The organism is Candidatus Krumholzibacteriota bacterium (assembly GCA_016932415.1).
In the GTDB taxonomy this organism is placed as follows: Bacteria; Krumholzibacteriota; Krumholzibacteriia; order Krumholzibacteriales; family Krumholzibacteriaceae; genus Krumholzibacterium.
The window spans coordinates 51,363-77,967 of the sequence record JAFGCX010000035.1 but is presented as its reverse complement, the minus strand read 5'-3'; the positions used below and the strand labels follow the sequence as shown (position 1 = coordinate 77,967).

Annotated in this window: 19 protein-coding genes and 1 tRNA gene; 9 read left to right on the top strand and 11 right to left on the bottom strand. The window is 54.1% G+C overall.

The features are described from left to right. Together JW814_12080 and JW814_12075 are read left to right on the top strand one after the other, a co-directional pair. A tRNA-Leu gene (locus JW814_12080) sits at nucleotides 1-82 on the top strand. 24 nt (nucleotides 83-106) lie between these two features. Then, complete coding sequence (locus JW814_12075; GenBank protein ID MBN2072184.1) at nucleotides 107-505, top strand: OsmC family protein; 399 nt, start codon at nucleotides 107-109, stop codon at nucleotides 503-505. Here JW814_12075 and JW814_12070 read toward each other — a convergent pair. The 4 genes from JW814_12070 to JW814_12055 all read right to left on the bottom strand — a co-directional run bounded on the left by JW814_12070 (nucleotide 498) and on the right by JW814_12055 (nucleotide 7,685). Beyond that, the gene (locus JW814_12070) at nucleotides 498-1,889 is read right to left on the bottom strand and encodes an insulinase family protein (protein ID MBN2072183.1); all 1,392 of its coding nucleotides are present in this window, start codon (nucleotides 1,887-1,889) and stop codon (nucleotides 498-500) included. The genes JW814_12075 and JW814_12070 overlap by 8 nt on opposite strands. 24 nt (nucleotides 1,890-1,913) lie before the next feature. Then, entirely contained in the window at nucleotides 1,914-3,191 is a 1,278-nt protein-coding gene (locus JW814_12065; protein ID MBN2072182.1) for an insulinase family protein, read from the bottom strand. A 127-nt stretch (nucleotides 3,192-3,318) separates the two neighbouring features. After that, on the bottom strand, nucleotides 3,319-4,596 hold the full coding sequence (locus JW814_12060; GenBank protein ID MBN2072181.1) for a hypothetical protein: 1,278 nt from the start codon (nucleotides 4,594-4,596) through the stop codon (nucleotides 3,319-3,321). Beyond that, nucleotides 4,488-7,685: a hypothetical protein gene (locus JW814_12055; protein ID MBN2072180.1), complete on the bottom strand. Its 3,198-nt coding sequence runs from the start codon at nucleotides 7,683-7,685 to the stop codon at nucleotides 4,488-4,490. Before JW814_12055 ends, JW814_12060 begins: the two co-directional genes overlap by 109 nt. A gap of 345 nt (nucleotides 7,686-8,030) precedes the next feature. Here JW814_12055 and JW814_12050 point away from each other — a divergent pair, with 345 nt between their 5' ends. After that, entirely contained in the window at nucleotides 8,031-8,921 is an 891-nt protein-coding gene (locus tag JW814_12050; protein ID MBN2072179.1) for an HDOD domain-containing protein, read from the top strand. A 29-nt stretch (nucleotides 8,922-8,950) separates the two neighbouring features. On the opposite strand, the gene JW814_12045 is transcribed toward JW814_12050, so the two are convergent. Both JW814_12045 and JW814_12040 read right to left on the bottom strand, forming a co-directional pair. Next, nucleotides 8,951-9,511, bottom strand: a complete 561-nt coding sequence (locus tag JW814_12045) for a DUF4416 family protein (GenBank protein ID MBN2072178.1) — start codon at nucleotides 9,509-9,511, stop codon at nucleotides 8,951-8,953. Next, nucleotides 9,466-10,302, bottom strand: a complete 837-nt coding sequence (locus tag JW814_12040) for an arylamine N-acetyltransferase (GenBank protein ID MBN2072177.1) — start codon at nucleotides 10,300-10,302, stop codon at nucleotides 9,466-9,468. Before JW814_12040 ends, JW814_12045 begins: the two co-directional genes overlap by 46 nt. Nucleotides 10,303-10,603: 301 nt before the next feature. Between JW814_12040 and JW814_12035 the strand changes: the two genes are divergently transcribed. Together JW814_12035 and sppA are read left to right on the top strand one after the other, a co-directional pair. Beyond that, nucleotides 10,604-12,979, top strand: coding sequence for a hypothetical protein (locus tag JW814_12035; protein ID MBN2072176.1), 2,376 nt, complete (start codon nucleotides 10,604-10,606; stop codon nucleotides 12,977-12,979). A gap of 153 nt (nucleotides 12,980-13,132) precedes the next feature. Continuing rightward, nucleotides 13,133-15,595, top strand: a complete 2,463-nt coding sequence (sppA, locus tag JW814_12030; GenBank protein ID MBN2072175.1) for a signal peptide peptidase SppA — start codon at nucleotides 13,133-13,135, stop codon at nucleotides 15,593-15,595. A gap of 34 nt (nucleotides 15,596-15,629) precedes the next feature. On the opposite strand, the gene JW814_12025 is transcribed toward sppA, so the two are convergent. The 3 genes from JW814_12025 to JW814_12015 all read right to left on the bottom strand — a co-directional run bounded on the left by JW814_12025 (nucleotide 15,630) and on the right by JW814_12015 (nucleotide 17,705). Beyond that, a complete protein-coding gene (locus tag JW814_12025) occupies nucleotides 15,630-16,730 on the bottom strand; it encodes a dipeptidase (protein MBN2072174.1) in 1,101 nt (366 codons plus the stop codon). A gap of 112 nt (nucleotides 16,731-16,842) precedes the next feature. Further along, a complete protein-coding gene (locus JW814_12020) occupies nucleotides 16,843-17,349 on the bottom strand; it encodes a hypothetical protein (GenBank protein MBN2072173.1) in 507 nt (168 codons plus the stop codon). 128 nt (nucleotides 17,350-17,477) lie between these two features. Next, nucleotides 17,478-17,705: a NifU family protein gene (locus JW814_12015; GenBank protein MBN2072172.1), complete on the bottom strand. Its 228-nt coding sequence runs from the start codon at nucleotides 17,703-17,705 to the stop codon at nucleotides 17,478-17,480. A 278-nt stretch (nucleotides 17,706-17,983) separates the two neighbouring features. Between JW814_12015 and JW814_12010 the strand changes: the two genes are divergently transcribed. The 3 genes from JW814_12010 (at nucleotide 17,984) to JW814_12000 (ending at nucleotide 23,602) form a co-directional block, all read left to right on the top strand. After that, nucleotides 17,984-21,469, top strand: coding sequence for a right-handed parallel beta-helix repeat-containing protein (locus tag JW814_12010; protein MBN2072171.1), 3,486 nt, complete (start codon nucleotides 17,984-17,986; stop codon nucleotides 21,467-21,469). A gap of 91 nt (nucleotides 21,470-21,560) precedes the next feature. Continuing rightward, the gene (locus JW814_12005) at nucleotides 21,561-22,472 is read left to right on the top strand and encodes a cation transporter (protein ID MBN2072170.1); all 912 of its coding nucleotides are present in this window, start codon (nucleotides 21,561-21,563) and stop codon (nucleotides 22,470-22,472) included. Continuing rightward, nucleotides 22,469-23,602 carry a DegT/DnrJ/EryC1/StrS family aminotransferase gene (locus tag JW814_12000; GenBank protein ID MBN2072169.1) on the top strand — a complete coding sequence of 378 codons (1,134 nt, stop codon included), beginning with the start codon at nucleotides 22,469-22,471 and terminating at the stop codon, nucleotides 23,600-23,602. Before JW814_12005 ends, JW814_12000 begins: the two co-directional genes overlap by 4 nt. A 74-nt stretch (nucleotides 23,603-23,676) precedes the next feature. Here JW814_12000 and JW814_11995 read toward each other — a convergent pair whose 3' ends face one another. Continuing rightward, on the bottom strand, nucleotides 23,677-24,399 hold the full coding sequence (locus JW814_11995) for a response regulator transcription factor (protein ID MBN2072168.1): 723 nt from the start codon (nucleotides 24,397-24,399) through the stop codon (nucleotides 23,677-23,679). Continuing rightward, nucleotides 24,396-25,463, bottom strand: a complete 1,068-nt coding sequence (locus JW814_11990; GenBank protein MBN2072167.1) for a histidine kinase — start codon at nucleotides 25,461-25,463, stop codon at nucleotides 24,396-24,398. The genes JW814_11995 and JW814_11990 overlap by 4 nt, the downstream gene beginning before the upstream one ends. Before the next feature lie 338 nt (nucleotides 25,464-25,801). Here JW814_11990 and JW814_11985 point away from each other — a divergent pair, with 338 nt between their 5' ends. Beyond that, nucleotides 25,802-26,569 carry a hypothetical protein gene (locus tag JW814_11985; GenBank protein ID MBN2072166.1) on the top strand — a complete coding sequence of 256 codons (768 nt, stop codon included), beginning with the start codon at nucleotides 25,802-25,804 and terminating at the stop codon, nucleotides 26,567-26,569. Nucleotides 26,570-26,605 lie beyond the last annotated feature (36 nt).

The window sequence follows — 26,605 nt, the reverse complement described above, 5'->3', positions numbered from 1 at the left end:
CTGAGTGGTGGAACTGGTAGACGCGCTGCGTTCAGGGCGCAGTGGGGGTAACTCCGTGGGGGTTCGACTCCCCCCTCAGGCATTTTTCATCTCCGGGGAGAATATCATGGAAATCATCACGAAATTGACGGGAAATTTCAGCAACAGCACTTTCTTCAAGGGATATGAGATAAAGACAAGCCAGCCGGTCATGAGCGGAGGAGACGGCAAAGATCCCGCCCCGTTCGATCTTTTCCTCGCCTCGATCTCGGCGTGCAGCGCTGTATATGTCGATTATTTCTGCGAAAAACGCGGAATCGCGACCGATGAGATCAGCGTTGTCGTAAAGACGGAAATCGACCCTGAAAAAAAAATGATCGGAAAAGTGATAATAAATATCGAGATCCCCGCAGACTTTCCCGAAAAATACATAAAACCGATGCTCAAGTCGGTCGATATGTGCGCCGTAAAAAAACATATCCTCGACGCGCCCGCCTTCGAACTCGAAGCGGTTGTGGCTACCTGACATCGTCTATACGTACCACTTCGATCTCTCCGAGCCCCTCGAGCTGGTCTTTCGTCGATTCATAATCTGTAAGCACGACTACAAGGTTGCCATCGGTCCTGAAATATTCGCGGACCACTCTCTGTACGTCCCCGGCGGAGACGGCGCTTATCCCGCTCCTGTACTTCTCGACGAAATCTTTGCCAAGACCGAAAAACTCTATATCGACGATCCACTTGCAGAGATCGGAATTGGTCTCCAGTTCGAAGGGGAAAAGCCCCGAAATATACCTTTTCGATCCTTCCAGTTCCTCGTCGTCGATCATCTCGCTTCTCATCTTCCCCGCTTCGGCGAGGGCGACGTCAATCGTCTCCCTGAGCGATCCGTTTTTGGTGAATGTCGAGATCATGAAATATCCGCCGCTGAGGTATTTGACCATACGGCTTCTCGCTCCGTATGAAAGACCCCTGTTCACCCTGATCTCGTTCATCAGTCTCGACGTGAATCCGCCACCGAGGATATTGTTCGACACCTCGAGGGGAAAGAATTCCGGGGTGTTCATCGACGTGCCGATATTGCCGATCCTTATCTGGCTCTGCGTCGCGTCCGGCTTATCTATGACTACGACCCGCCTCGCCTGGCCCTCCTCCTGGCTCAGCGGCTCCACCGCCGCCTGGCCGGAACGCTTGCCGCTCCATTTGCCGAACTGCTTTTCAACCATCTTCAACGCTTTTTTCGCGTCGACATCTCCCACGATCGCGAGAATACTCCCGTCCGGAACGAAATTGGCCTTGTGAAAACCGGCGATATCCTTCCTGGTGATCTTTTCGACGCTTTCAGCGTAGCCGGCTACCGGATCGGCGTACGGATGGTCCCCTAGAAGGCTCTTTACGAAAAACTTCGAGGTCAACGCTGACGGGTTCTCCTTTTCGCCAAGAAGCCCCGCCTTGACTATCCCCTTTTCCCTCTCGAGCTCGGTCTCGAGAAAATCGGGAGAGATCACGACTTTTGACATGAATTCCAGGGCGAGGGCGAAGTCCCTCGACATGAAATCGCCGATGATGAATGTGCCATCCCTGTTCGACCCTGTATTGAGAGAACCTCCCACGCTTTCTATAGCCTCGGCGATCTCCTCCGCTCCCATCCCGGCTGCCCCTTTCATCAGCATCGTCGCCGTCAGGCCGGCTACTCCCTCGAGTCCCTTTGGATCGCGCGCCGATCCGGCAGGTATCATCATCCTCATCGTCACCATCGGGATCTCGTCGGTCCTTACGACGAAGATCTTCAGGCCGTTGTCCATAACGGCGCTTTCCATCGGGGGAAGCTTCACGTCCTTCGGGCTTCCGGCGAGAAGCGGCAACGATATCAGCACGGTCGCTATCGCGGTAAATATGATCCTTTTCATACTGTCATCCTCCATAAGGCTATTTTATCCCTCGCTGCTTTCCGGGATCAGCGTTATTACAGTCCTGTTCTTTTCATTGAAATATTTTTCCACGACTCTCTGAAGATCGCCGCTCGTGACAGCCCTGTATTTGCCCGGCACCTTCATTATCTCGCCGTAATCTCCGAACAGGACCTCGTATCTGCCTATCTTCCTCGCCTTCCCGTTTACCGTCTGAAGGCTCCGGACGAAATCGGCCTCGAGGGAATTTTTCGCCTTTTCGAGTTCCATGTCGGAGACGCCTTCATTTTTTATCGCTTCGAGGACCTTGTATATCGCCTCTTCACCCTCTGAAGTCGAACGCCCTGGCCTCATCTTCACTCCGAAGACGAAGAGATCGGGATCGATCGCCCACCCGAAATAGGCGTATACCCTGAGCGCCGCGTCCATCTCGCGGACAAGCTTCCTATAGAGCCTCGAACTGTACCCCGACGAAAGCACAGCCTGCAGTACGTCGAGGGCGTAAATATCATCCGACCCGACGCCGGGGCCGTGGTAGCCGATCAGCGCTTCCGGAAGTTCGGCCGCCTTGTGAAACTTCGCCCTTCTCTCACCCTTCTGTTCCGGTTCCACGGTCCTTACCGGAAGGGGAGGGACCTGCCGCGGAATATCATCGTAGTACCTGTGGATCAGCCTGAGAGCCTCTTTTGTCTTGAAATCGCCAGCTACTATGAGGACAGCGTTGTTCGGCGCGTAATACTTTTTGAAATACCCGACACAGTCGCCGCGATCGATCTTCTCAAGATCTGACATCCACCCGAGGACCGGCCAGCAGTAGGGGTGAGCCTTGAACGCCAGCGCGTTGAGGTCCTCCCACATCTGCCCGTCGATCGAGTTATCGATCGAGAGCCTTCGTTCCTCCATGACGACTCCCATCTCCGAGACAAGGTATTTCGGATCGAGAGCGAGATCTTTCATCCTGTCGGTGTCGAGATCTATGACGAGTTCGAGCCCGTCGCTCGAGATATCCTCGTAGTACGCTGTCATATCGTTGGACGTGAAGGCGTTCGAATACCCTCCGTTCGATTCAAGGATCGCGTCGAACTCCTTGGGGCCGTATTTCTTCGCTCCGTTGAACATCATGTGTTCCATGAAGTGAGATATGCCGGTTATCCCCGGAACCTCGTTTCTGCTCCCGACCCGGAAAAATGTCTGATAGCTTATTACCGGGACTGAATGATCCTCGAGCAGGATCACCTTCAATCCGTTATCAAGATTCTCTACGGTGACGTCGAGATCGATCTCTCCGCCGCCGTCGGCCATAACGCCCGCTGACGGCCAGAGGACCGTCATGACGGCCATCAGAAGCATTGAAATAATTCCCCGGACCTTCATCATTATCTCCTTTCAGGCGCCGTTTCCGGCGTCTCATCCGATCAGATGTCGGGGTTCAGGCCACGTTGATCCCGCGGCTTTTTCTCTTCTTCCTACGATTGTAATTCGATACAAGTTCCATAAATATTCCCAGATCATTATCGAGGTTGGCGCGGCTTCCGTCGAAATAGAACGACCGGATCGGTATATTGTCATGATCCCTGCTCAGGCGCGGATATATCGATTCGGAGACTATCCCGTTCATGCAGGTAAAGGGGCTGATATCTATTATTCCATCGGCGCCGTTCTGATACATGTATATGCTTTTCCCGGCGCTGAGCACCATCTCGCCCAGGGCTCCGTGCCACGGCAGGTAAGGCTCGGCAAGATCGAGTATCTCCCTTATCCTGCGCGGTTCCTTCATCGCGTCGAGCGGTCCCTGAAGAGGTCCGAGCAGCTTGTGTTCGAGTCTTCTCTGGACCAGTTTCTTGATCTGCACACCCGCCATCGAAGAAGTCAACCCCCTGCCCCTGATCCTGAGGTTCTTTACCTGTTCCTCGTCTGTATACCATATCCACTCGGTAATATCTGAAAGCCACGCCGTCGCTCCGAACTTTTCCAGTTTTCTTATCAGGTCTTCGTTACTGAAAGTGTTCAGGCGGCAGAATATCTCTCCGACGACTCCGACAAGCATCATCTCGCGGTCGCGGTCGACAGGCACCGCGCGGAATATATCCCTCGCCGCCTCCATCGAACCTGTCAGGCTCGCCGGGACGGCGTTCTGCCTGAATGTGCAATGTTCCAGCTCGCCGCAGAAGACCCCCAGCGCCTCTTCGTGCGCCTTGTCGGCGGCTCCGCTACTCGTCTCGCGGGGACGATGGATGTGAAGCATCTTGCGAAGGGCATCGCTTCCGGCCAGGGCAAGCCAGGCGAGCTGCATCAGGGGAGCGGCGAATCTTCCGATCCCCCCGTACCCGTTGCTGCTCGACGGCGAGAAGACCATCAGCTCGGGGTACCCCATGTCATCGAGTATCTGTCGAAGAAAGGGGGCGTACTGGCCGAACCTGCATGGGCCGCCCGCCGTGGGCATGAGAAAGGCTGTCCGCGCCGGATCGAAACCTGGCTGCTCGATCACCTTGACAAAATTGCCGACTGTGACCCTCTCGGGGAGGCACTCGTCCCCCGAAGTGAACCTGCCGGCAAGTTCGTATGTCCTTTCGTCTCCCTCGGGAACGACATGGGCCTCTATCCCGAAGTGCCGAAACGCTGCCGCGAAAGCTTCGGATCCTCCCGAAGACATTCGGGGTATGAAGAGCGTCCTGCCTTCGAGGGACCAGCTTCTTTCTTCCACCACCTGAGCACTCCCTTGCTGTCAAGATACGCCTCGCATCTGGTCATCATGCCGGCGTCATTTCCATGAGCGTCGAACTGCAGGGCAAGCCAGGGGCGCGAAGAAGCCCTGCCGCAGAAATGTTTGATGTATGAATCGGGTCCGCATTTGAAATTGGTCATATATATCAGATGAAGATTTTCTTTTTCCGAGGCGAATTTAGCCGCTTGAAGGATCTTTCTTCCGTAATTCCAGAACATATTGCTCCCTTCCTCCGATATATCGATGCCATCGAGTGGCAGGAAAAAGAGAGGGATCACGTTGACGCCATAATAATCTCTGAGCTTGCCCGGCACGTCGATATTTATCTCCCTGTCCATCAGGTTGTACGGCCTGCCGGCAAGTATTATTCCCGGTTCGTTCTTTTCCTCCAGTTGCCGGAGTGCTTTTCTTCCCGCTTCCTTGATAGCGTCGACGAAAAGCTTCTGTGCGGTATACGCCGCTCTAACCGCCAGCCTGTTGCGCTTTCTGCTCCCCCCGAACTGCCGGGCGAAGCGCCAGAGTTCCTTTTCGACGAACTTCTCCCCTTCCCTGAAGTGCACTATCGGCGAGGCGAGCATATCCTGCCTGCCTTCGAGGGCCGGCATGCTCCTTATGACGAAAGGCAGCGTCTGGCCCCACGGGCAGACATACGACCCCGCCGCGTCGTTATCTGTCTCGGTATCTATGATATTCGGAATGAAGATGAGATCGATTTCCTCCTCGAGGAGCATGGCGACATGTCCATGGGCTACCTGGACAGGCGCGCACGGTTCGGCGACAGATCCTTCTATCCCCCTGTTGACTGTCTCCCTGTTCGTCTCCGGAGTAGTCACCACTTCCAGGCCGGTCGCCCTGAGAAAGGTGCTCCAGAAGGGGAATGTATCGTAGTAGAACATCGCCGACGGTATCCCAGCTGTAATTTTTCCCTTACTGCCTGGAGGGTTCGTGTCGATCTTTTTCCCAATCTTCTCCTCGACAAGTTCTATCGTATCCCTTTCAAGAAGACTGATATATTCTTTCATCAGATCGCCGATCACGGGAACCGACTCGCCCTTTACCCTCTTATGGAACTTTTCTCCGCATTTGTCGCCCCAGTACGTCTTCCTCCCTTCCACGGTGAACTCCTGGATATCGCAGAAGTTCGTGCATCCGTTGCAGGAGAACTCTCGTATATTGTATTCGACTTTCGAGATATCCATCCCCCGGAACGAACTGGCCGTTCCCAGAGCCATGGTCTTTTCCTTCGCCAGCAGGGCTACGCCGATCGCTCCCATGACGCCGTTGTAGGGAGGGACGATGATCTCGCGATCGAGTATCTGGCTGAAAGCTGCGGCGACGGCGTCATTGTACGCCGTTCCTCCCTGGAAGAATACGACATCGCCGATCTTTCTTCCACGCACCACTCTGTTGAGATAGTTCTGGACGACCGAACAGGCGAGCCCGGCGATCAGATCCCTTTTACCGGCGCCGGCCTTCTGGTACGAAGAGAGGTCCCGTTCCATGTAGACGGTGCACCTTTCTCCAAGGCGCAGGGGAGCTTGCGAAGCGAAAGCTTCGCAGGAAAACTCGTCGATTATATCGATATCAAGTTTGGCGGCCTGTTCCTCAAGGAACGATCCGGTACCGGCGGCGCAGGCTTCGTTCATCGCGAAATCGACGACTATGCCGTCATCGATCGAGATATATTTAGAATCCTGCCCTCCTATCTCGAAGATCGTATCGACTTTCCTGCCGAGCAGTTTTTCCCCGATAAAGGAAGCTCCTGTCTTGTGGGCGGTGATCTCGTCATTGATGGTGTCCGCTCCGACCAGTTCGCCTATCAGTTCGCGTCCCGACCCGGTCGCGCCCGCTCCCCGGATCCTGATCTTTTCGCCTGTCCTTTCAGACAGGATTCTCAGTCCTTCTCCGACCACCTCGATAGGCCTGGCGTTTGTTCGCAGATAGACCTCATCTATCACAGATCCATCCCTAGCGATAAGCGCAAGGTTCGTGCTGACAGAACCGATATCGAGACCTAGCCAGGCGTCGACGGGGATATCGGCCTCATCGATCGAGAAACTGTCGATCCTGTCTCTGAGAAAACTGACATTCTCCCTCGAGAGCCTCTTCCACGAAGGGAAGGACGACCGTGCCGGCCTGCTATTCCCTCGTATCTTTTCAGCCAGCGCCGCGCCGTCGAACTTTTCCCCTTTTACCCTCGAAGCAAGAATCGCTGCTCCGATCGCTCCAGTATAGGCGCACTGGCCTGGAACGATGAATTCTTCCCGGTCGAGCCCGAAGACGTTTCGTACGGCTTCGGCGACTCCGCCGTTCAGGGCGACTCCCCCGATAAACGCTGTCCGGCCCTCTATCTTTTTTCCTCTTGTTATGTTGCTTTTAAAATTCCTCGCGACCGCCTCGCATAGTCCCCTGAGGATTTCTTCCGGCCGGTATCCTTTCTGCTGTGCGTGGACCATGTCCGATTTGGCGAATACGCTGCACCTCCCGGCGATCTTCGGAGAACGCTTCGTGGAAGCGACGAGATCTCCCACATCCTCAACGGCGTAGCGCAGGCGAAGCGCCTGCTGATCGATGAACGACCCTGTCCCGGCTGCGCAATCCCCGTTAGTCTCGTATTCGGTTATGCCTGCCGTGGCGTTTTCGCCGGTGATCCTTATATACTTGGAGTTCTCCCCGCCCATCTCGAATATATTGACCACGCCGGGATACAGGAACGAGACAGCTTCCGCGGCAGCCCGGAATTCATTTTCAACCGGTATACCCAGCGCTTCCGATATCAGAGCGGCCGAAGCTCCCGTAACCGCGGCAGATCCTATCCTTGCCGGACTGATGACATTGAACAGTCCGCTCAGAGAAGCTGTAACCGTCTCGAGAGGGTCTCCCTGGATCCTCGTATATCGTGAGACTGCTATTGATTTCTCCAGGTCTGGTCCGAACCTGTCCACACCGGCAAATAGATCGCCGTTCTTATTTACCAGCTTTTCGATCTCTTCGCGCTGGCCGGTCAGGACCCACTTCGCGCTGACCGATCCCGTATCTATACCAAGAGAGAAGACCATGATACCTTTCAAAGCACTCAAGTCTGCCAGTCGTCCGTATTGCTCCCTCTGCAGGAACCTCAGCCCGGGCCGATCGGCGAGCTGGTAAGAACTGCGGGGGGCAGGTGTTATAATATACCTGATGGGAGCATATTCTCAAGAAATTCCCTAAAGTAAGATGACGATACATCCGAAACAATAAACAAATATGGGAAAGACCAAGGGCCTTTTTAGAGCCGCGAAGAAGCAATGACACCCACCAGGCCTGGAAAATACGCGTTATTCTGGAAATTCGGACTTTAAAGGTGTAATAGCTGCCAGACCGGACTGGATCGGAGTCAAGCGCCTTAAAAATCGGCATCAGGAGGATGAAGGTAGATGAAAACGCAAATCGATGAACTGTTCAAGAATGTAAAGACGCTCCCGACTCTTCCCGTTGTCGTCCAGAAAATATTCGCTTCGATAAACGATCCCAAGGTAGGCGCGAAACAACTCGCCGAGATTATCACGAGCGACCAGTCACTTACGGCGAGAGTTCTCAAGCTGGTCAATTCATCTTTCTTCGGACTGCGCGGAAAAGTCCAGAATATCAACAACGCCGTCACGATGCTCGGATTTTCCACGATACGCCAGATATGCCTCGGGTCGTCGATCTGTGGAAAGTTCAGGAATCTTGGAGCGGGGCATGGATTTTCAGATTCAGGTTTCTGGGCGCACTCGATAGGAACGGCGACGATCTCGAAAAAACTCTCCATCGATACCATCAAGATCGAATCGGATATCTGCTACACGATCGGTCTGATCCACGATATAGGAAAACTGCTGCTTCTCGAACACCATTCGGAACGGTATCTCCAGGCTCTCGATATGTCCAGGTCAAAGAATATTCCTCTCCAGGAAGCGGAGACCGCGATCTTCGGAACTGACCATGCCGAGATAGGAAACTGGCTATTCAGGAAATGGAACCTTCCGAGAGAATCCAGGCGAGCGGTGAAAAACCATCACTCGGCCAGGGTCGAGATGATCTCCCCCGTCTCTCCCGACGCTCTGACGGCCCTCATATACTTCTCCAACCAGCTTGCTCACCATTTCTCCCTTGGATCGAGCGGGAATGCCGACTTTTCTTTCGATGACGCGGAATTCAGGAAATTCTTCGGTATCTCGCTGGCGGACAAGGGGATCGACAGCGCCAGGCTGAAGGAAGAAGTGGCGATATCGCTCGAAGTCCTCGGCATCAAATCGGATATGCCTTCGACTGTCAAGGCGTAGGGTCCCGACAGGCCTGCCGGGAAGCGCTATCAGCTCCTGCCGGCAGCTTTCCGGGCCTTCCTGTATATCTCCCTTATTGCCGACATGTCATCCATGTACAGCCCTTTCCTGAAATCAGGGAAGGTCCATGGCAGGGTGATCCATTTTCCATCCTGGAACATAAGGACCGGATCGGCATAGACTCCCTCGCCGAGGTATATCTTCTGCGGCCCATCCTTGAAAGATGCAAGTACCGCCTTGTAATAATCGATATATCCCGGATCGATATTTACAGTCCTCTTCCCACCTGTCGAGAAGCTCTCTTCCAGGACCCTTGAAGAATGTTTCAATCTGACAAGGTCGGTCGCCCCGGCAAGAGGGGCGAACGAGACGATGATTCTCGATATATCAGGGCCCATTTCCTCCTCGTAATAATCTGTCATATCGAAAGGAAATGCCTTTCCGCGGTAATCGACCGGACCGAAATCTCCCTCAAGCGCGTCGAGGATCCTGCCCAGCTGATCTGCTCCAGTGCCGCTGCCCAGCAGCACAGCGGCGAAATACTTTACAGGCGCCCCATCTTCCGGTTTTCCTGCTTTCGGGTGGACCATTCTTTCCTCATCCTCTCGATATGCTCTCGAGCCTGCGCCGTCACGCCGGCGGGTATCCCGAATTCCCGCTCGATCCTCGATTCAAGACTTGTCCTTATATTCTCGTTTATCCTCGAATCATCCCTCCGGAGCCTGAGATGATGGTTCTTTATATATAGATGGCCGTTTTCCGTAAGCCTTGTCAACTGAAGCGAATCCATCATCGGCAGGGCGAACGATTCTTTCCAGTACTTCAAAAACTGCGCCTGGGCCACCGGTGTCGTCCTGACCCGGTAACGCCACTTCTTTTCAGTCCCCGTCACTGTGAAAAGATCGTAACTTTCAGATCCCCTCGGCCTCAACTCCAGCGTGCCGAAAGATGTCTTCTTCACGACGACGGATTGACCGAGCTCGACGGGCTCGCCGAGAAGATATCCTGGATCGACGATATACCTTTTCCCGGCAGCGTGTACCACCAGGGCGCAGTGAATATTCGTTCTTTTCATGTCAGCCATCACCGGGTAGCATCGGTATCCGGAAGCTGAAAGTATCGAACCGAGGCACCATGTTAGTGAGAAACAAGTACCTCCCGTATTGCTGTCTATATATCCCCTGATGACGTCCTCGGGCCCCCTGAGCCTCTCATCCGGATCGTCCCGTGTGAACTTTGTTATTATCTTCGTGATGTTCTCATACGGCAGTTTTGAAAAATGCGTTATCACGAGCCGCAGAAGATCGCACTCCTCTAATTTCCCGCCTATGGAGAAATGATCGAAGAAAAGCTCTTTTACTCTGAGGCCCTCACCACTCACTCGGCGTTGTCCTTTCACGCTTTTATCACCGGTGCTCATGGGAAAACTGCCCCCATGAAATACAAAACCAGGACAATTCAGATCCACTTCCTGTCTATGCCCTGATCCACTTTTCCTCCGGCTCAGCTCTAGATACCATGTTTTTGCTCGATGGCGCAAGATAAACCGTACTCTGGCCGGTTGACACCGGAAGGGCAAATCCTATATATTTAGCATCCGGCTTCTGATAGAATACAGCCGGGATTCCATCGACTGCCGCGATCGGCGGCCGGTCAACCAGTATTAAACGGGAGGGTCGATCTTGTCAAAACAAGGGTCCAGTAAGAAATTCGATTTTGGTCCAAGGCGCGCTTATTACGCGGAAATAGGGCCTGAAAGCAGATCCAGCCGGGGGACGCAAGAGACGATAAGGATGTTTGATGACTATGATCTCATCTACAGAACGCTCTGTGGGATCCTCTATAACTTTGTTCCCAAATCGGGCCACCCGGGAGGGTCGATCTCCTCTGGAAGGATCGTTGAAAGCCTTCTTTTCAACACGATGGATTATTGCATCAGCGACCCTGAATGTCTCGGGGCAGATATCCTCTCGTACGCTGCCGGGCACAAGGCGATGGGGCTTTACGCGATGTGGGCGCTGCGTAACGAATGCGCCAGAGTCTCCATTCCCAAAATGCTCCCGGGCGAAGAGAGGCAGCTGAGACTCGAGGACCTTCTCGGCTTCCGGAGAAACCCGACGCAGGAGACTCCCCTCTTCAAAAAATTCAAGGCGAAACCTCTCGACGGACACCCCTCTCCGATCACTCCGTTCGTCAAGCTGTCGACCGGCGCCTCGGGCGTCGGAGTGACCACCTCCTTCGGCCTCGGGTTCGGAGCGATGGATGCCTACGGAAAAGAGGCTCCCTTCGTCCATGTCCTTGAAGGAGAGGGCGGAATGACCCCGGGAAGGGTCGCAGAAGCGATGGCGACTGCCGCGTCGGCCCAGATGTGGAATATCATGCTCCACGTCGACTGGAACCAGTCGTCGATCGACTCCGACAAAGTCTGCCGCGACGGAGAGACTCCAGGCGACTACGTGCAGTGGTCTCCAGCTGAATTCTGCTACCTCCACGACTGGAACGTCATTTTTGTCGAAAACGGCAAGGATATCGCCCAGGTCCTCGCGGCTCAGGAACTGGCTATGAAGCGCCAGAACGATCAGCCTACGGCGATCATCTACCGCACTATCAAGGGATGGCAGTACGGCATCGAGGGAAGAAAATCGCACGGCGCGGGACATGATTTCTGCTCCGACGAATATTTCAGGACGCTGAAGCCTCTCGAAGAGCGTTTCGGAGTGAAATTCCCCGCCTTCAAAGGGGAAAAGACACCCGAGAATATAGAAAAGAACTTCTACGACACCCTGATGGTAATAAGGAAGGTCCTTGAAGAGAACGGCGAGATCGCCGGTTTCTTCGGCAAGAGCCTCTCTGACGCCCACGACAGGTTGACCGGCGCGGGCAGGAAGCTTCGCGAAGGAGCCTGCGACGTCAGCAAGGTCTACGGCGACGATATCGTCTCGACCGAGATCCCCGCCGAGTTGACATACAAGCCGGGAACGAGCCAGACTCTCAGGGCTGCCCTTGGCGAGACCCTCAACTGGCTGAACAGGAAATCCGGTGGCGCCATCATTGCCGCCTCGGCCGATCTTCTCGGCTCGACTTCGATCCTGAAGGCCGGCGATGGATTCGGCGAAGGATTCTTCAACGCCGTATCCAATCCCGGATCGAGGATCCTCCTGACAGGCGGGATTTGCGAAGACTGCATGGGAGGGATCATGGCCGGGCTTTCATCATTCGGCCATAATATCGGCGCCGGTTCGTCCTACGGCGCCTTCATCGCCGCTCTTACGCACATAACGGCGCGGCTCCACGGCATCGGGCAGCAGGGGAAACATGATTATATCAAGCAGCCTTTCAATCCCTTCTTCCTCGTATGCGCTCACGCCGGCCTGAAGACCGGTGAGGACGGCCCGACCCATGCCGACCCGCAGGCTCTTCAGCTTCTGCAGGAAAACTTCCCCAAAGGGATAATGATAACGCTGACTCCATGGGATCCTCAGGAGCTCTACCCGCTAGTGATAGAGGCGCTGAAAAAACGCCCGGCGATAATCGCTCCATTCGTAACCAGGCCGAACGAAAAGATCTTCGACCGTAAGGCGCTTGGGCTTCCTCCCGCGACAGCGGCCGTCAAGGGCCTTTACGCCCTCCGGCGCGCCGATGGATCGAAGAGCCCTTATCACGGCACTGTCATCCTCCAGGGCAGCGGCATTACGAACACATTCATCGAAGAGGTCCTTCCCAGGATCGATGAAGCCGGCCTTAACATGAATATCTTCTATGTCGCCAGCGCGGAGCTCTTCACGATGCTTCCCGACGCTGAACAGAAAAAGATCTATCCCGACAAGCTGGCGGCTGAAGCGATCGCCATAACCGGTCTGACGCTGCCGACTATGTACAGGTGGATCACTTCGAGCGAGGGACGCGAATCTAGCCTCCACGCTTTCCGCGCCGGCCATTACCTCGGAAGCGGCCAGGCTCACAAGGTGCTGGAAGAGGCCGGCCTTCACGGCGCCGGTCAATGGAACGCTGTCAAAAAATACGCCGACTCGATGGAAAAGAAAACCGCTCGGAAGTGACATCCGGCCGGTGGTTTTTCCGATGCGGCAGGATCAGACAGACAAGGGCCATGTCAATGACATGGCCCTTGTCGTTTACACGTATATATGGTATTAAATACCGGTGATCCGGCTCGTCCGAAATTCGCAATCTATTGATCGAGAGGTCGAAAATTGAAGAATACAAAGATTCTGCCCATGCTGATCGTGATCGCTTCTATCATTGTCCACTCTGCAGCGCTTCGTTCCGAAGAGACCGGACAGCCCTGGACATATCCGCTCAGGAGCGATATCTACACGTATCGATTCGTTTCTGAGACTGACGATGTGTCGGCCCTTTTCGTCAATCCCGCCGGGCTGGCGATGCGCCCTTACAGTTCGATGCTTCTAAGGGGCGCCTACAGCTATGACAGGATGAGAGAAGTGACGGCGGGACTGGCCTTTCCCCACATCGGCATGGGATATTCAAGGCTCGATAACGGCCTCTTCAAATCGAGTTCCCTTTCTCTCGGCCTTGCCATTCCTGTCGGCGAAAGGTTTACCATAGGCAGTTCGATGGCGTGGAATAAAAGCGATATCGATCTCGACGGCTCTCCCTTCTCCGCCGGCCTCGGATTCATGATACGGCCATCCCGGCGCTTCTCGCTCGGGGGAGTATGGAATGACATGAATCGCCCCGGCTTCGGCGGAGAGCCTATCGAGGACCGTTTTACCCTGGCACTGTCGCTTAGACCGTTTGATGAAAGGCTTACGATGAGCTTTCAGGCCGATCTGAACGACGGCCTCAAGCCGGGTTATCTTATGGGAGGAAGTCTCGCGATAATCCCCGGTATCGAAATATATGGGACGTACGCGAGGGATCTTTCCAGGCCTGGCGACGACCCTTACGAGGAGTTTTCCGCCGGGCTGGCCTTTGCCTTCGATTACGGCAGGGTCAGGACCGCCACCCGCATGCTCCCTGACGGAGACAGAGACTACAGCGTCAATTCGATCTCTATCGAAAGAAGCAAAGCGTACAGGAAAGATACCCTGGTGAGGAAAGACCTTTTCGCCAGGGTGGAAGTGAGCGGCGAATATCTCGATGAAGGAGGAAGGTTTCAGCTTGTCGGGTCGAAAAACAACAACCTGCACACCCTCCTGAGAGAGCTCCGGAACATCCGCGATGACGAGGATATCAATGGGCTGCTTCTTAGTGTCGGCAACCTCGGCGGCGGATTCATCGGCCCCGTGAGCGGCAATCTCTACGAGATCCGCCAGGCGATATCTCAGGTCAGGTCGGCGGGAAAACCTGTCGTCGCCTATCTGACATCCGGCGGAGGAGCTTCAGAGCTCTACCTCGCCTCCGCTGCCGACAGGATCGTCTCGCCTCAGCTCGGCACGGTCGGCAACATCGGCGTTTCCCTCGAAGTCAAGAGGCTGAAGAATCTTTTCAACAAGTTCGGCATCGAATGGGACCATTCGACGGCCGGAGAATACAAGTCCTCTTTCCACACGCAGTATACCGATACTTCCACCGTGGCGCAGGCGGCGGAGATCCAGGGGCTTGTCAACGAATCGTACCGCCTTCTGACCGCGGCGATCGCGGAAGGACGGGGAATAAGCGGTGAAAAGATGGGCCGCCTCGCACAGGGGCAGATATTCTCGCCGGAAGAAGCGGTCGATGAGGGCCTTATCGACCGGGTCGGATGGAAGGCTGAAGCTGTGGAAGAACTCGGCAAGCTCGCCGGAAGGAAAGACCCGGAATCGACCCCCACTACGGATGTATCGGGCAGAATCTACTGGGATGACCGGTGGGCGCCCCCTCCCGCCGTAGCAATAGTCGGAGCTTACGGAAGCATCGAACCGGGTAAAAACAGCCTCGACCCGATCAGGGGTTCAAGAAAGATGGGATCATCGTCGATCGTCCATTCTCTTAGAAAAGCGTCCAACTGGCCGGGCGTAAGAGCTATCGTCTTTCGCGTCGACAGCGGCGGCGGATCGGCCCTGGCAAGCGACGCGATACTGGAAGAGATCCGTGATATACAGGAAAAAAGGAAGATCCCGGTGCTGATATCGATGTCAAATATCGCCGGGTCCGGTGGATACTGGATATCGATGTATGGAGACGCCATATACGCCGACCCCTTTACGATCACAGGCTCGATAGGAGTCGTTTCGGCAAAACCTGTACTTCAGGGACTGTATGAGAAAGCGGGGATCAATAACGAGACCTTCAAATCGGGGGAATATTCCGACGCTTTTTCAAGCGCCAGGCACGCCACCGAAGAAGAATCCGTCATGGTCGAAAAGCGTATCAGCAATATATACGAGATCTTCATAACGAAAGTATCGGAGGGTAGAAAGATCGAAAAGGAAGAGGTCTATCCTCTCGCCGGGGGAAGGCTCTACCTCGGTTCGCAGGCGCTTGAAGCTGGCCTGGTCGACAAACTCGGAGGGCTGTGGGACGCCGTGGAAGCCGCGGCAAGTATGGCGGGGATAGATAACGATTACACGACGCTCTATTTTCGAGCTTTCAGGGGATTCTTTTTCAATTCGCGGGAGATCTCCCCGCTCGGCATCCTCAAAGCGGCCCGCGGATTCTGGCCTTCAGGCGATAGCGACTTCGACAGGACGATCAGCGGAGAAGATATCGAATGATCGATATGACCTGCCCCGGCCCCTCGAAGCAGGCTCACCGGCAGACCGTTTCGAAAAGCCTTACCAGGTTCGCTCCCATGACGCGGTCCGTCTCCTCAGCGGTAAATCCCCGTTTTTCAAGCTCCTCCGCTATCAGGGGAACCCCTGATATATCGCCGAGCCCGACCGGCATGACAGGCGTTCCGTCAAAATCGGAGCCGAGCCCTACATGATCGATCCCCGCTACCGACACGGCGTGTTCTATATGATCGCCGACGGCGTCGATACCGGGCATCGGGATCTTGTCGATCTCGAGCATATACCGGCCCAGTATTTCCCTGTCCACACGCGCCACGTCGCCGCCATACTTCGCCGCCAGAGTCTTTCTCTCCGCCTTGTACCTGTTCCAGACAGACATTATTCTCTCGCTGCATACCTCTTCGAGAAAGGCGGGAAAGTAATTTATCCCGACGACTCCTCCGTTCTGCGCGAGAGCTTTCAGCATCTCGTCAGTGATATTTCTCGGGACGTCGCAGATCGAACGCATGCAGGAATGCGAGACGAGTATCGGGTTCGAGGAACGCTCCAGCGTATCGAAAAAAGTCCTGTCTGAACTGTGCGAGGTATCTATGACCATCCCGATCGCGTTCATCCCGGCCACAACCTCCCTGCCGAACCGGCTCAGCCCCCTCCATCTTTCCTCGCCCTCGCAGGAGTCAGCGATCTCGTTGTTGTTGTTCCAGGTCAGCGTCATGCACCTGACGCTGTTATCGTAGAGCCTGTGGAGCGCTTCGATATCGGAACCGATCGCGTGCCCCCCTTCGACACCTATGATCGACGCTATTTTTCCTTTTCCGGCGATCTCCCTTATATCGGTTCCTTTTCTGACGATCTCCGCCGCGCCTGAGTTCTTTTCGACCTGTCCCCGCAACCTCTCCGCCATTTCGAGAGTGCTGCTGTTCCATCTTTCGGGGGGAAGATCGGGATCGACCCAGCAGGCGAAGACCTGGGCTCCATATCCGGCCTCTTTCATCCTGGGAAGATCGATATGCCCTTCGGAGAGGCGTTTCCCGAGATCGATGGTATCGTCCCCCTTGAGCCTGGTCGCCGTATCGCAGTGGGCGTCAAAGATGAATCCCGCTTTTTTATAATCCATATTTCTCCTCCATACGTTGCCTGCCGCTTGAATGGCGCCGGGATAGAGGCATCCCCCACGCGATGAACGATGATAAAATATCCGTGATATTAATTACAGAAGATTTAAGCCACTAATGGATGATCTTGGCCGAGGTGGCTGCGTCGCCGTAGACGTAAAGGGCATATGGAAGAAGTTCTTCGGTGCTTCTGATCGCGTACTCCTGGAATGTCGGTCCGTTGAACCTGATATCATCGCTGTGGCTCGCGAAAAACTCCCATCCACCCTGGTCCCCCGCTGTGGCGCCGCCGATATATTCGAGGTTTGCAACGACTCTTCCGCCATAGAACTGGAGCCAGATCGAGTTCAAAGTAGCGGGGAATTCCCCTTCCATCGCGAAGTACGATGTCAGCGCCACCTGGACATTCTTGATATTCTGCACGGTGACGGCGACCTGGGCGGCTTTTTTGGAGCGATAGTAGTTCGAGACGACGATCGTGGCGAGAAAACCGATGATCTCCACCACGATGAAAAGTTCGAGTAGGGTAAATCCGGCTATTCCGATCCTTCGAAGAAGGGACTTTTTCCTTCTTCCGGTCCAGATTGCATTACTACCTGCCATAGCGCGGAAAAATCGCAAGATGCACTCCTTCTGCGTATAAAACCTTTTCATTCCATCTCGCCTGATTTCTTTGCAAAAAACATGACAAAAAAGGAGGAGGACCGCTGTCCTCCTCCTTCTGCTTCTCTGTGGCTTCGTATAAACCGTTATTCGAAAGGTACCGGAACTACCTTGACCACCTCGGGGATCCTCTCCTTGAGGACCTTCTCCACTCCGAACGTCAATGTCATCTGCGACATCGGGCAGCCGGCGCAGGCCCCTTTGAGCCTTACCATTACCACTCCATCCTCGACCGATACAAGCTTGATATCGCCTCCGTCAGCCTGAAGGTTTGGCCTGATCTCCTCGAGTACCGCTTTTACTTTTTCGAACATTATTTTAACCTCCAAATAAGTTGTGTCGGAAAAAATATACTATATCATACTCTACTTTCCAAGAAAGAAGTTATTGTCCATATAATGGACGTTATCGGTCCCGGCGGCATTGCCTCGTGACCGGCCTGGAGAGGTAAAAATCGCTTGTACCGACGCTCATTGTTCCCTATTGTTAATCATAATACCCGCCCGGTAAGGAGGAATCCTGGATGGCTTGACTTTTGCTCGGTAGATAACCGGTCGGAAGCCAGGCACGGATACTCAAGGAGAGAGCCTTTATGTTTCAGCGTCATCGAAAAAGTTACTTGATATCACTTATCTTCCTCGCTGTCTTCGCCTTCTCGGCGGCAGCCTTTTCCGCGGAAGAGGAATCGCCGCGGGAAAGAGTCGACAGGATCAACCGTGAGATCGCCGAAAAGGGAGGCCACTGGACGGCGGGATTGACCACCGCCGGTTCGCTTCCCTACGCCGAAAGGCAGCGTCTCAGCGGCATGATACCCCCGACGGCAGAAGAATGGGAACAGATGCCCCTTCGGGTCCTTGCCGAATCAGCCGCCCTGCCAGCTTACTACGACTGGCGCGGACACAGCGGCGTTACGATCGCGAAAAACCAGGGAAGTTGCGGCTCATGCTGGGCTTTCGCCGCGATCGGCCAGCTCGAGGCGCACGCGAGGATATACGACCAGAGGATCCTCGATCTCTCCGAACAGGCGGTCGTCGATTGCGACACATGGGGAGGAGACTGCGGTGGCGGATGGGTGGCAGGCGCGCATGAGCTCCTGCGCGACAGGGGGGCTGTCCATGAGAACTGCATGCCTTACCAGGCGACGGACGGACTCCCGTGCGTGATGGACGGCTGCGAAAAACTGGCGTGGATCAACTCGTTCTGGTCGATCTCCACACAGCCCTCGCAGATCAAGCAGGCTATCTACGATTACGGTCCTGTGGCGTGCGGCATGTTCGCCCATGATGACTTCAGCAGTTATTACTCCGGCTGCTACGACCACGATTACGCTGACACGCCGAACCACGCCGTCCTGCTTGTCGGATGGGACGATAACGCCTGCGGCGGCGAGGGCGCGTGGATAATGAAGAACAGCTGGGGAGAGGACTGGGGGACCGATGGATTTTGCTATATACAATACGGCGTCTGCAGCATCGGCTCTTTTCCTTACCAGATAGAATATCAGCCGAGCAGCGTCCTGGTGCATCTCGATAATCCCAACGGCGGCGAAGAGCTTGACATGGAAGAGCTCTACGAGATCAACTGGACTCTTGGAAGGGCAGTGCCCGATTCGGTTAATGTTTTTCTCAGTTTCAACAGCGGCGACACTTACGAGATGTCGCTGGCGAATGGTCTTGAAGGGACTGTCGACAGCCTGATCTGGTCCGTCACCGAGACTCCGGTAAAAAGCGCGAGGATCAAGATCGTAGCCTGGCTTGACGGAGTGATCGGCGGATTTGACGAGAGCGACGCTGATTTTACGATAGTCGGGCCGCCGTACAAATATGTCTCGCCTGACGGCGACAACCGCGAACCATATTCGATACCTGCCTGGGCGGCGCATAACGTGCAGGACGCTGTCGATTTCGCCGACGACAACGACACGATCATGGTCGCTGGAGAACACGTCTACGTCGGGCCGGTCACCGTCTCGAAACCTGTCTGGCTTCTCGGGGGTTGGAACGCCGGATTCTCGGGGAGAGACCCGCGGGTCTATATCTCAAGGCTGCAGTCGGTGGGAAGCGTAGTCTCGTTCATGAACACTACGACCCTCCCCTGCGGCATCGACGGGTTCACTATCGCCGGTGGAACGGGAAAAAGCGCCCTCATCCCGTCAAATGGCCTCTATGGCGGAGGGATATTCTGCTACAACTCATCTCCCGTGATAAGAAACAACACGATCTTCGATTGCGGTTACACTAACGCCTCGGGTTTCAGCGGCGGAGGGGGGATCTCATGTTACAACGGCGATGTAACGATCGAGGACAATACGATCGACAGCTGCTCGGCGCAGTCGGGCGGTGGGATTTACCTCTATCAGACAAACGCCGTGATTTCGGGGAATGTCATCTCGAGGTCTTTTCCGAATGCTGACTATGGCGGAACGAAGAACGGCGGCGGAATCTATGCCCTCCACTCCTCTGTGGAACTTGAAAATAACAGCATAACGTCGAACTCCGGGTATGTCTACGGCGGAGGTGTCTACGCCCGTTTCAGCCCAGTCACATCTTCCGGCGACACGATCTCCGGAAATTCCTCAAAAAACACCGGCGGAGGCTTATATATCGAACGTTCTTCATTCACCGGCTCTCGTATGAGCGTCATTGATAATTATTCTACAAGTATGGCAGGGGGCCTTTTCCATAAATGCGCCAGCTTTTCGCTGAAAAACTCGATAATAGCGCTCAATGAGGCCGCCTTCGTCGGCGGCGGCGTCTATGCCGACAGCTCGTGGGGCGAGATAATCAACAATACCGTTGACAGAAACACGGCGGCGTTCGGCGGCGGCAATCTCTTTCTGGCCAACATGGAAACGACGTCGATAACAAACAACCTCGTCACCTACGGACGCAAGTACGGGCTGCAGGCGACAAGCCAGGTGAAGATCACTCTTCAGTACAACGACATCTTCGGAAATTTCCCTGAAGATCTCTTCATGATCGATTCGGACAGTACGAATATCTTTGAAAATCCCCATTATGCAGACACTACGGCCCTGGACTATCACCTTGCCCTTCACTCGGCTGGGATAGACGGCGGCGATCCTTCCCTTGGCGGCGACCCCGACGGCTCGACGGCCGATATGGGGGCGTATGGAGGAGAAGGGGCTCTCTTTGCAGCTCCTGATCATATCGCCGGGCTTACCGCCTCGGCGCTCAACGATTCGACGATACATATCGAATGGTCCGCCCTGTCATCTCCTGGGCTTGACTATTACGCCATATACTCTTCACTTACCGACCGGTTCCGGCCGCTCGAGACGAACTTCCTCGGCACTGTCACCGGAGGCCTGACCACTCTCGACGTAACGCATCTTGACGGATGTCATTATTACCGGGTGTCGGCCGTGGACCTCGCGGGATACGCGGGGGGATATTCGCCCCAGGCCAGAGCGTGCGTCTCCGGCGTCGATAATATCGATCCGGTCGTGACAGTGACCCTGCCGAACGGCGGAGAATATTTCGAGACGGGAGACCCGGTAAATATCGCCTGGATAGCGACGGACAATATCGGTGTCGATTCAGTCAGCATCTGGTTCTCTTCGAACGGTGGAGACGATTTTGAACTTGTCGCCCAGGGAGAGGATAACGATTCGCTTTATGTTTGGTTCGCTCCTTCCATGGTCGCCGACTCGTGCCTGATCAGGGTGGTCGCCTTCGACTCCGGATTGAACGAGGGAGAGGACACCAGCGACGATTTCTTCTCCGTCTTCGATCCAACGGGGGTCGGAGAAGATGAGGAAGAACCTGGCACTCCGGTATACGCGACCGCTCTGGAACAGAACTACCCGAATCCTTTCAATGGAAACACGACGATAGCGTATACCCTTTCAGAGAGATGCGACGTTGAACTATCGATCTTCGATCCTGCCGGACGCCTGGTGAGAACACTTGAAAAGGTCACCAGGGAACCGGGCAGGCATTTCACCGCCTGGGACGGAAAAGACGGCGCGAAACGTTCCGTCACTTCGGGAGTCTATTTCTGCAGGATAAAAGCGGGGAAATTCCGGCAGACGAGGAAAATAGTCTACTTGCGCTAGGATCAAGCAAAGAATATAATCGCTGCCATAAGCGGGACCTCCCCTTACCGGGGCGGTCCCGTCTCATGGGACAGTAACGGCAGAGGATATAATGAGCAGTCACAGCGGCCACGCTCATCACAGTCACGGGATCGAATCTGGAAGAAAAATCACCTGGGCCAGTATCTGGATCAATGCTTTCCTTATCGTTCTGAAGATCCTCGGAGGCATATTCGGCCAAAGCAGGGCCCTTCTCGCCGACGGAATACATTCAGTCTCTGACTTCATCTCCGATATTGTCGTACTTATCGGCCTGCATTTCCTCGCGAAGGAAAGCGACGAAGACCACCCCTATGGCCATGGCAAGATCGAAAGCGTAGCCACGCTCTTCGTCGGGGTGACGCTCCTTCTCGCCGCTTTCAGAATAGGGATAGACGCTTCGATGGCGATATACAGGGGTGAGATCGCGATCCCCCACGGGTATACCATAATAATCGCCGCCCTTTCAGTGGCGTTTAAGGAGATCCTCTATCATCTGACGGTGAGGATCGGCAGGACGGCGCGAAGCGAAGCTATGATAGCCAACGCCTGGCACCATCGTTCAGACGCTATATCCTCCGTGATAACCCTCGTCGGAATAACGGTGGCGATATACAACCCTTCTCTCAGGGTGCTTGATTCATATGCCGCCCTTCTCGTTTCTTTCTTTATTATTAAAGTCTCATTCGGTATTCTCAAAAGCGCCTTTAAGAAGATCATAGATACTTCGCCGTCAAAAGAGTTCCTCGACCGCGTCCGGGGCTTGACCGCTGATATCGACGGCGTTCGTGAATGCCACGATCTTATGGCAAGGTATTATGCCGACAGGATAAGAATGGAGATCCACATACAGGTCGATCCGCTCATGACGGTTGCCGATTCCCATCGCATCGTCGATGCCGTCGTCGAAAGGATAACTGAAGAGTACCCCGAAGTCGAAAAAGTACTCGTCCATGTCGATCCATATGAAGAGAGGAAAGATTGAGAAAAGTAGAATTCTTCAGGCACAGCGTCGGGGAGGAGGAGATCGCGAGAGTCGGCGGAGTCCTCAGGTCGCTCTTCCTTACGACCGGTAACGAAGTGGCCGAATTCGAGTCGACCCTTGCCAGCTACCTCGACCTTCCCTTCACGGCGGCTGTCACAAGCTGCACGGCGGCGATGCAGCTCGCCCTTCTCGCCGGGGGCGTCGGTCCGGGGGATGAAGTCATCACCACGCCGCTTACCTTCATAGGCTCTGTCAATGCCATCCTGATGACCGGAGCGACTCCTGTCCTTGCCGATATCGACCGGTCTACGGGGAATATCGATCCCGCGGCCGTAGCCTCCGCCGTCACCGGGCGCACCCGCGCGATCCTGCCAGTACACCTCTACGGCCAGATGTGCGATATGGAAGCTCTCCGCGCGATCGCCGACAGGCACGGACTCTTCATCGTCGAAGACGCCGCTCATTCTCTCGAGGCTGAGTGGAACGGCAAAAAACCCGGCCACTACGGCGACTATGCCTGTTTCAGCTTTTACGCGACCAAGAACATCACCTCCGGCGAGGGAGGCGCGATATCGGTGAAGGACCATGACAAGAACGAACTGCTCCGCCAGCTCAGGCTTCACGGTTTCGATCGCAACGCGATGGAGCGCTATACCGATCATTTCGAACAGTACGACGTCAGTATCCTCGGATGGAAATACAACATGGACAATATCCACGCCGCGATACTCAACGAACAGATGAAAAAACTCCCGTCGATGCTTGAAAGGCGCCGGGAGATATACGCCAGGTACCATGACGCCTTTTCCGGGATCGAAGGTATCGAACTGCACTCCGTAAGGCCTGAAGCCACTCACGCCTTCCACCTGATCACTCTTCTGGTAGACCCTGACAGGCGCGACGCGGTGATGGCGGGAATGCAGAAAAGGGGCATAGGAATGTCGATAAATTTCCATCCCCTTCACCTGATGACATATTACCGGGAAAGATTCGGTTATAAAAAGGGGGATTTTCCAGCGGCAGAGGAGATCGGATCGAGGACGCTGACCATCCCATTCTATCCGAAACTCACTGCCGGCGAGATCGAATATGTCATCGAGAATCTTTGCGAATTAGTCAAAGGAAAGTGACATCCGGGGCAATTGAAGATGCCAGCCGCGCGGCGCCGCGATCACGGAAAAGAACACCGGCAGATCTGACGTCATCATCCGCTTCGAGGCGACTCGAGGATCTTCATCACGCGTTTTTTGTAACTTCTCCCGATCGGAAGTTGCTTTTTACCTGTTTCTATCATCTCCGAATTGAATGAGTTCACCCTGTCGATCGACACGACATACGACCTGTGGATACGGAGAAAATTCTCCGGAGGCAGCCCTGCCTCAAGGATATGCATCGCCGTGTTCGTCATGATATGACCATCTGTCGATACTATATTGACATAATCTTTCATCGCCTCAAGGTAGATGATCCGGTCCAGCGGAACGCGGACAGTTTTCCGTTCGCTTTTCACGTTGATATATCCATTGCCCGACGGAATCGGTTCATCGGCGGCGGATCGTTCTTTTTTCTTTCCGCGGCTATCGAGATATCTGTTGATCGCCTTCATGAACCTGTCAAAAGAGACAGGTTTCACAAGATAGTCAAGAACTGAAAGCTCGTATCCTTCGAGCGCGAAATCGCGGTAGGCGGTCGTGAATATCACTGCCGGCGGATTGTCGAGCAACCTGAGAAAATCGGTTCCCTTGATATCAGGCATCTGGATATCAAGAAACATCAGGTCGATCTTTTCAGATTTCAGGACTTCCAGAGCTTCAGCGGCGTTCGCGCACGTCGACGCTATCTCGAACTCGCTGAACCGCTCGAGATGATTCGCGATCACTTCTATCGCGAGCGGTTCGTCGTCTACGATAATACACCGGTTTTTCATATGCCGTCTTTCTCCGTCTGATCGAAAATGATGCTGACTTTTACCGAAAAACTCTCATCCAGGTCAGACAATTCGAAGTCATGTTTTTTCGGATAAAGAAGCTCAAGCCTCCTCTGGACGTTTTCCAGCCCTATCCCCTGATGTTGCCCATTTTCGCCTTTTCCATTTCCTGACTTTCCGTTCTCTACCAGAAATTCTATCCTGTTCTCATCGATATCAAGTCGTATGCGCATCCAGGGATCTTTGGGATCATGGCTGGTGCCGTGCTTGAAGGCGTTTTCCACCAGTGGCAGGAGAAGCAGCGGGGCGATCTCGATCCTGTCATCTTTTCCGTCGACGCGGAAATCAATATTGAGCCTCGTACCATATCTCAGTTTTTCAAGCTCGATATAGTTTTCCATAAGAGCGATCTCCTTCTTCAGACTGATCACCGGCGTGCCGCATTCATAAAGAATATAGTCGAGAAGCTCGGAAAGCTTAAGGACGATCTCCGGAGCGCGGGAATCGTTCTTCAGGGTAAGCGCGTAGAGGTTGTTAAGAGTGTTGAAGAGAAAATGAGGATGGATCTGTGCCTTCAGGTATGCGAGCTCTGCCCTTAGCTTTTCCTTCTCGACCTGCTGCTTCAAATACTCCGTTCTGTACCAGTACTTGAGCAGCTTGATCGACGCCGCTATCGCCACGGTGGTATATATCGCAACGATCCGGTATGTGATCCCGAACGAGATCAATGTATACCGACCTGTATATTCAGGCATATACTTCGGTACGACCAGATATACGACATTCAATTGCTGCAGCATGCCGAACAGAAAAGAGGAGACCAGGGTAAGGAGAAAAAAGAGGGTCAGTTTTTTTCGCAGAAGAAAATACGGAATCAGGAGATATGTCGTAAAGTACGTCGCCAGCATTGTCGCTGGCATATAGAGGAGAAAAAGAGATAACTGGAGCTTGTAATTCCCCTCGGGATAACCATAGATGAAAGTATTGATCGCGAGATAGGCGATCCAGAACCCGGCATGGGATAGAACGCGCCTATGGTTGAATTTTATGATCGGACCTGCCATTGAAATTCCCCGCCGAATTGAAGATTCGCCATAAATATACCTTCCTGGCAATTTAATGAAAATTAAAATCGCCCGGAGGCGGAAAAAGACTTATGAACAGCGGGATAATACCTCCAGGCGTCATTCATCGGGGAAATCGCGCTGTCAGGGAAGCTGAAGCTGTCTTTGATCTAAAATTTCTCTTTCTATCGTTCGAACAGGATAAATTCAGGATATAAAAGAGAATTGTGATCCGCGAGGAAGGAGTAGAGATGAAATATTACAGGCTCCCGCGACAATTGGTGATATTGACCATTCCCGGCCTTATTGTTTTACTTGTTTCCTGCGGACCGGAGAGTGTGAGCGCTCCCGAAACAAAACCGGACACTCCGCTCGATATTCTTTTCATAGGCAGCAGTTATTTCGCGTCGAACGACCTGCCGTCAATGGTCGGAGATCTTATCGCTGCTTCGGGAAAAGATATCAATATATCGACCGAGATCGTTCCAGGCAGGTACCTCGACTATCACGCCAAAAGCTCTGCCACGGCGCTCAGGATAAATGAAAAAGAATGGGATTATATATTCCTGCAGGGTGGATGCACCACTATCGCCTATCCTGAACCGGATAACCCTTTCAGCTCGACGACGCTGCTCCACCCCCTTCTGCCTTCCCTGGTGACCCTTGAAGCAAAGATACACGGGAACTGCGAGCGGACAAAGATGGTCTATTTCATGCCATGGGCTTACGAGGACGGCATGACGTTTATGAAAGAATTTCCGTGGATCTTCGAGACATATGACGTGATGCAGCAGAGGATAATCGACAATACGCTGCTATTCGCCGGACAGGTCGATTTCGTCATAGCACCGGTGGGATCGGCTTTTCGCGCTATAATAACGGAACTTCACAATCCACTTCACTACCTTCACCAGGATGACTGGAATCACCCGTCATTGTTCGGATCGTACCTTGCCGCCTGCGTCATATATTCGACTCTCTATCTTGAAACCGCCGAGGGGATAGAATACTACGCCGGGATAAGCGAAGCGACAGCTCTGCATTTCCAGGAAGTCGGCTCGACAACCGTGCTTGCCAAACGTCAATTGTGGAAACTTGCAGACTGACGATGATCCGGGAGACGGGCGTTCCCGGCCCCCGGA

What these genes read in the sequence shown, in the direction of transcription:
- JW814_12015 (MBN2072172.1), bottom strand. Translation starts at nt 17,705, where the DNA reads ATGTTCGAAAAAGTAAAAGCGGTACTCGAGGAGATCAGGCCAAACCTT.
- JW814_11990 (MBN2072167.1), bottom strand. Translation starts at nt 25,463, where the DNA reads ATGGCAGGTCCGATCATAAAATTCAACCATAGGCGCGTTCTATCCCAT.
- JW814_12010 (MBN2072171.1), top strand. Translation starts at nt 17,984, where the DNA reads ATGTTTCAGCGTCATCGAAAAAGTTACTTGATATCACTTATCTTCCTC.
- JW814_12025 (MBN2072174.1), bottom strand. Translation starts at nt 16,730, where the DNA reads ATGGATTATAAAAAAGCGGGATTCATCTTTGACGCCCACTGCGATACG.
- JW814_12075 (MBN2072184.1), top strand. Translation starts at nt 107, where the DNA reads ATGGAAATCATCACGAAATTGACGGGAAATTTCAGCAACAGCACTTTC.
- JW814_12045 (MBN2072178.1), bottom strand. Translation starts at nt 9,511, where the DNA reads ATGGTCCACCCGAAAGCAGGAAAACCGGAAGATGGGGCGCCTGTAAAG.
- JW814_12005 (MBN2072170.1), top strand. Translation starts at nt 21,561, where the DNA reads ATGAGCAGTCACAGCGGCCACGCTCATCACAGTCACGGGATCGAATCT.
- JW814_12050 (MBN2072179.1), top strand. Translation starts at nt 8,031, where the DNA reads ATGAAAACGCAAATCGATGAACTGTTCAAGAATGTAAAGACGCTCCCG.
- JW814_11995 (MBN2072168.1), bottom strand. Translation starts at nt 24,399, where the DNA reads ATGAAAAACCGGTGTATTATCGTAGACGACGAACCGCTCGCGATAGAA.
- JW814_12065 (MBN2072182.1), bottom strand. Translation starts at nt 3,191, where the DNA reads ATGGCCGACGGCGGCGGAGAGATCGATCTCGACGTCACCGTAGAGAAT.
- JW814_12070 (MBN2072183.1), bottom strand. Translation starts at nt 1,889, where the DNA reads ATGAAAAGGATCATATTTACCGCGATAGCGACCGTGCTGATATCGTTG.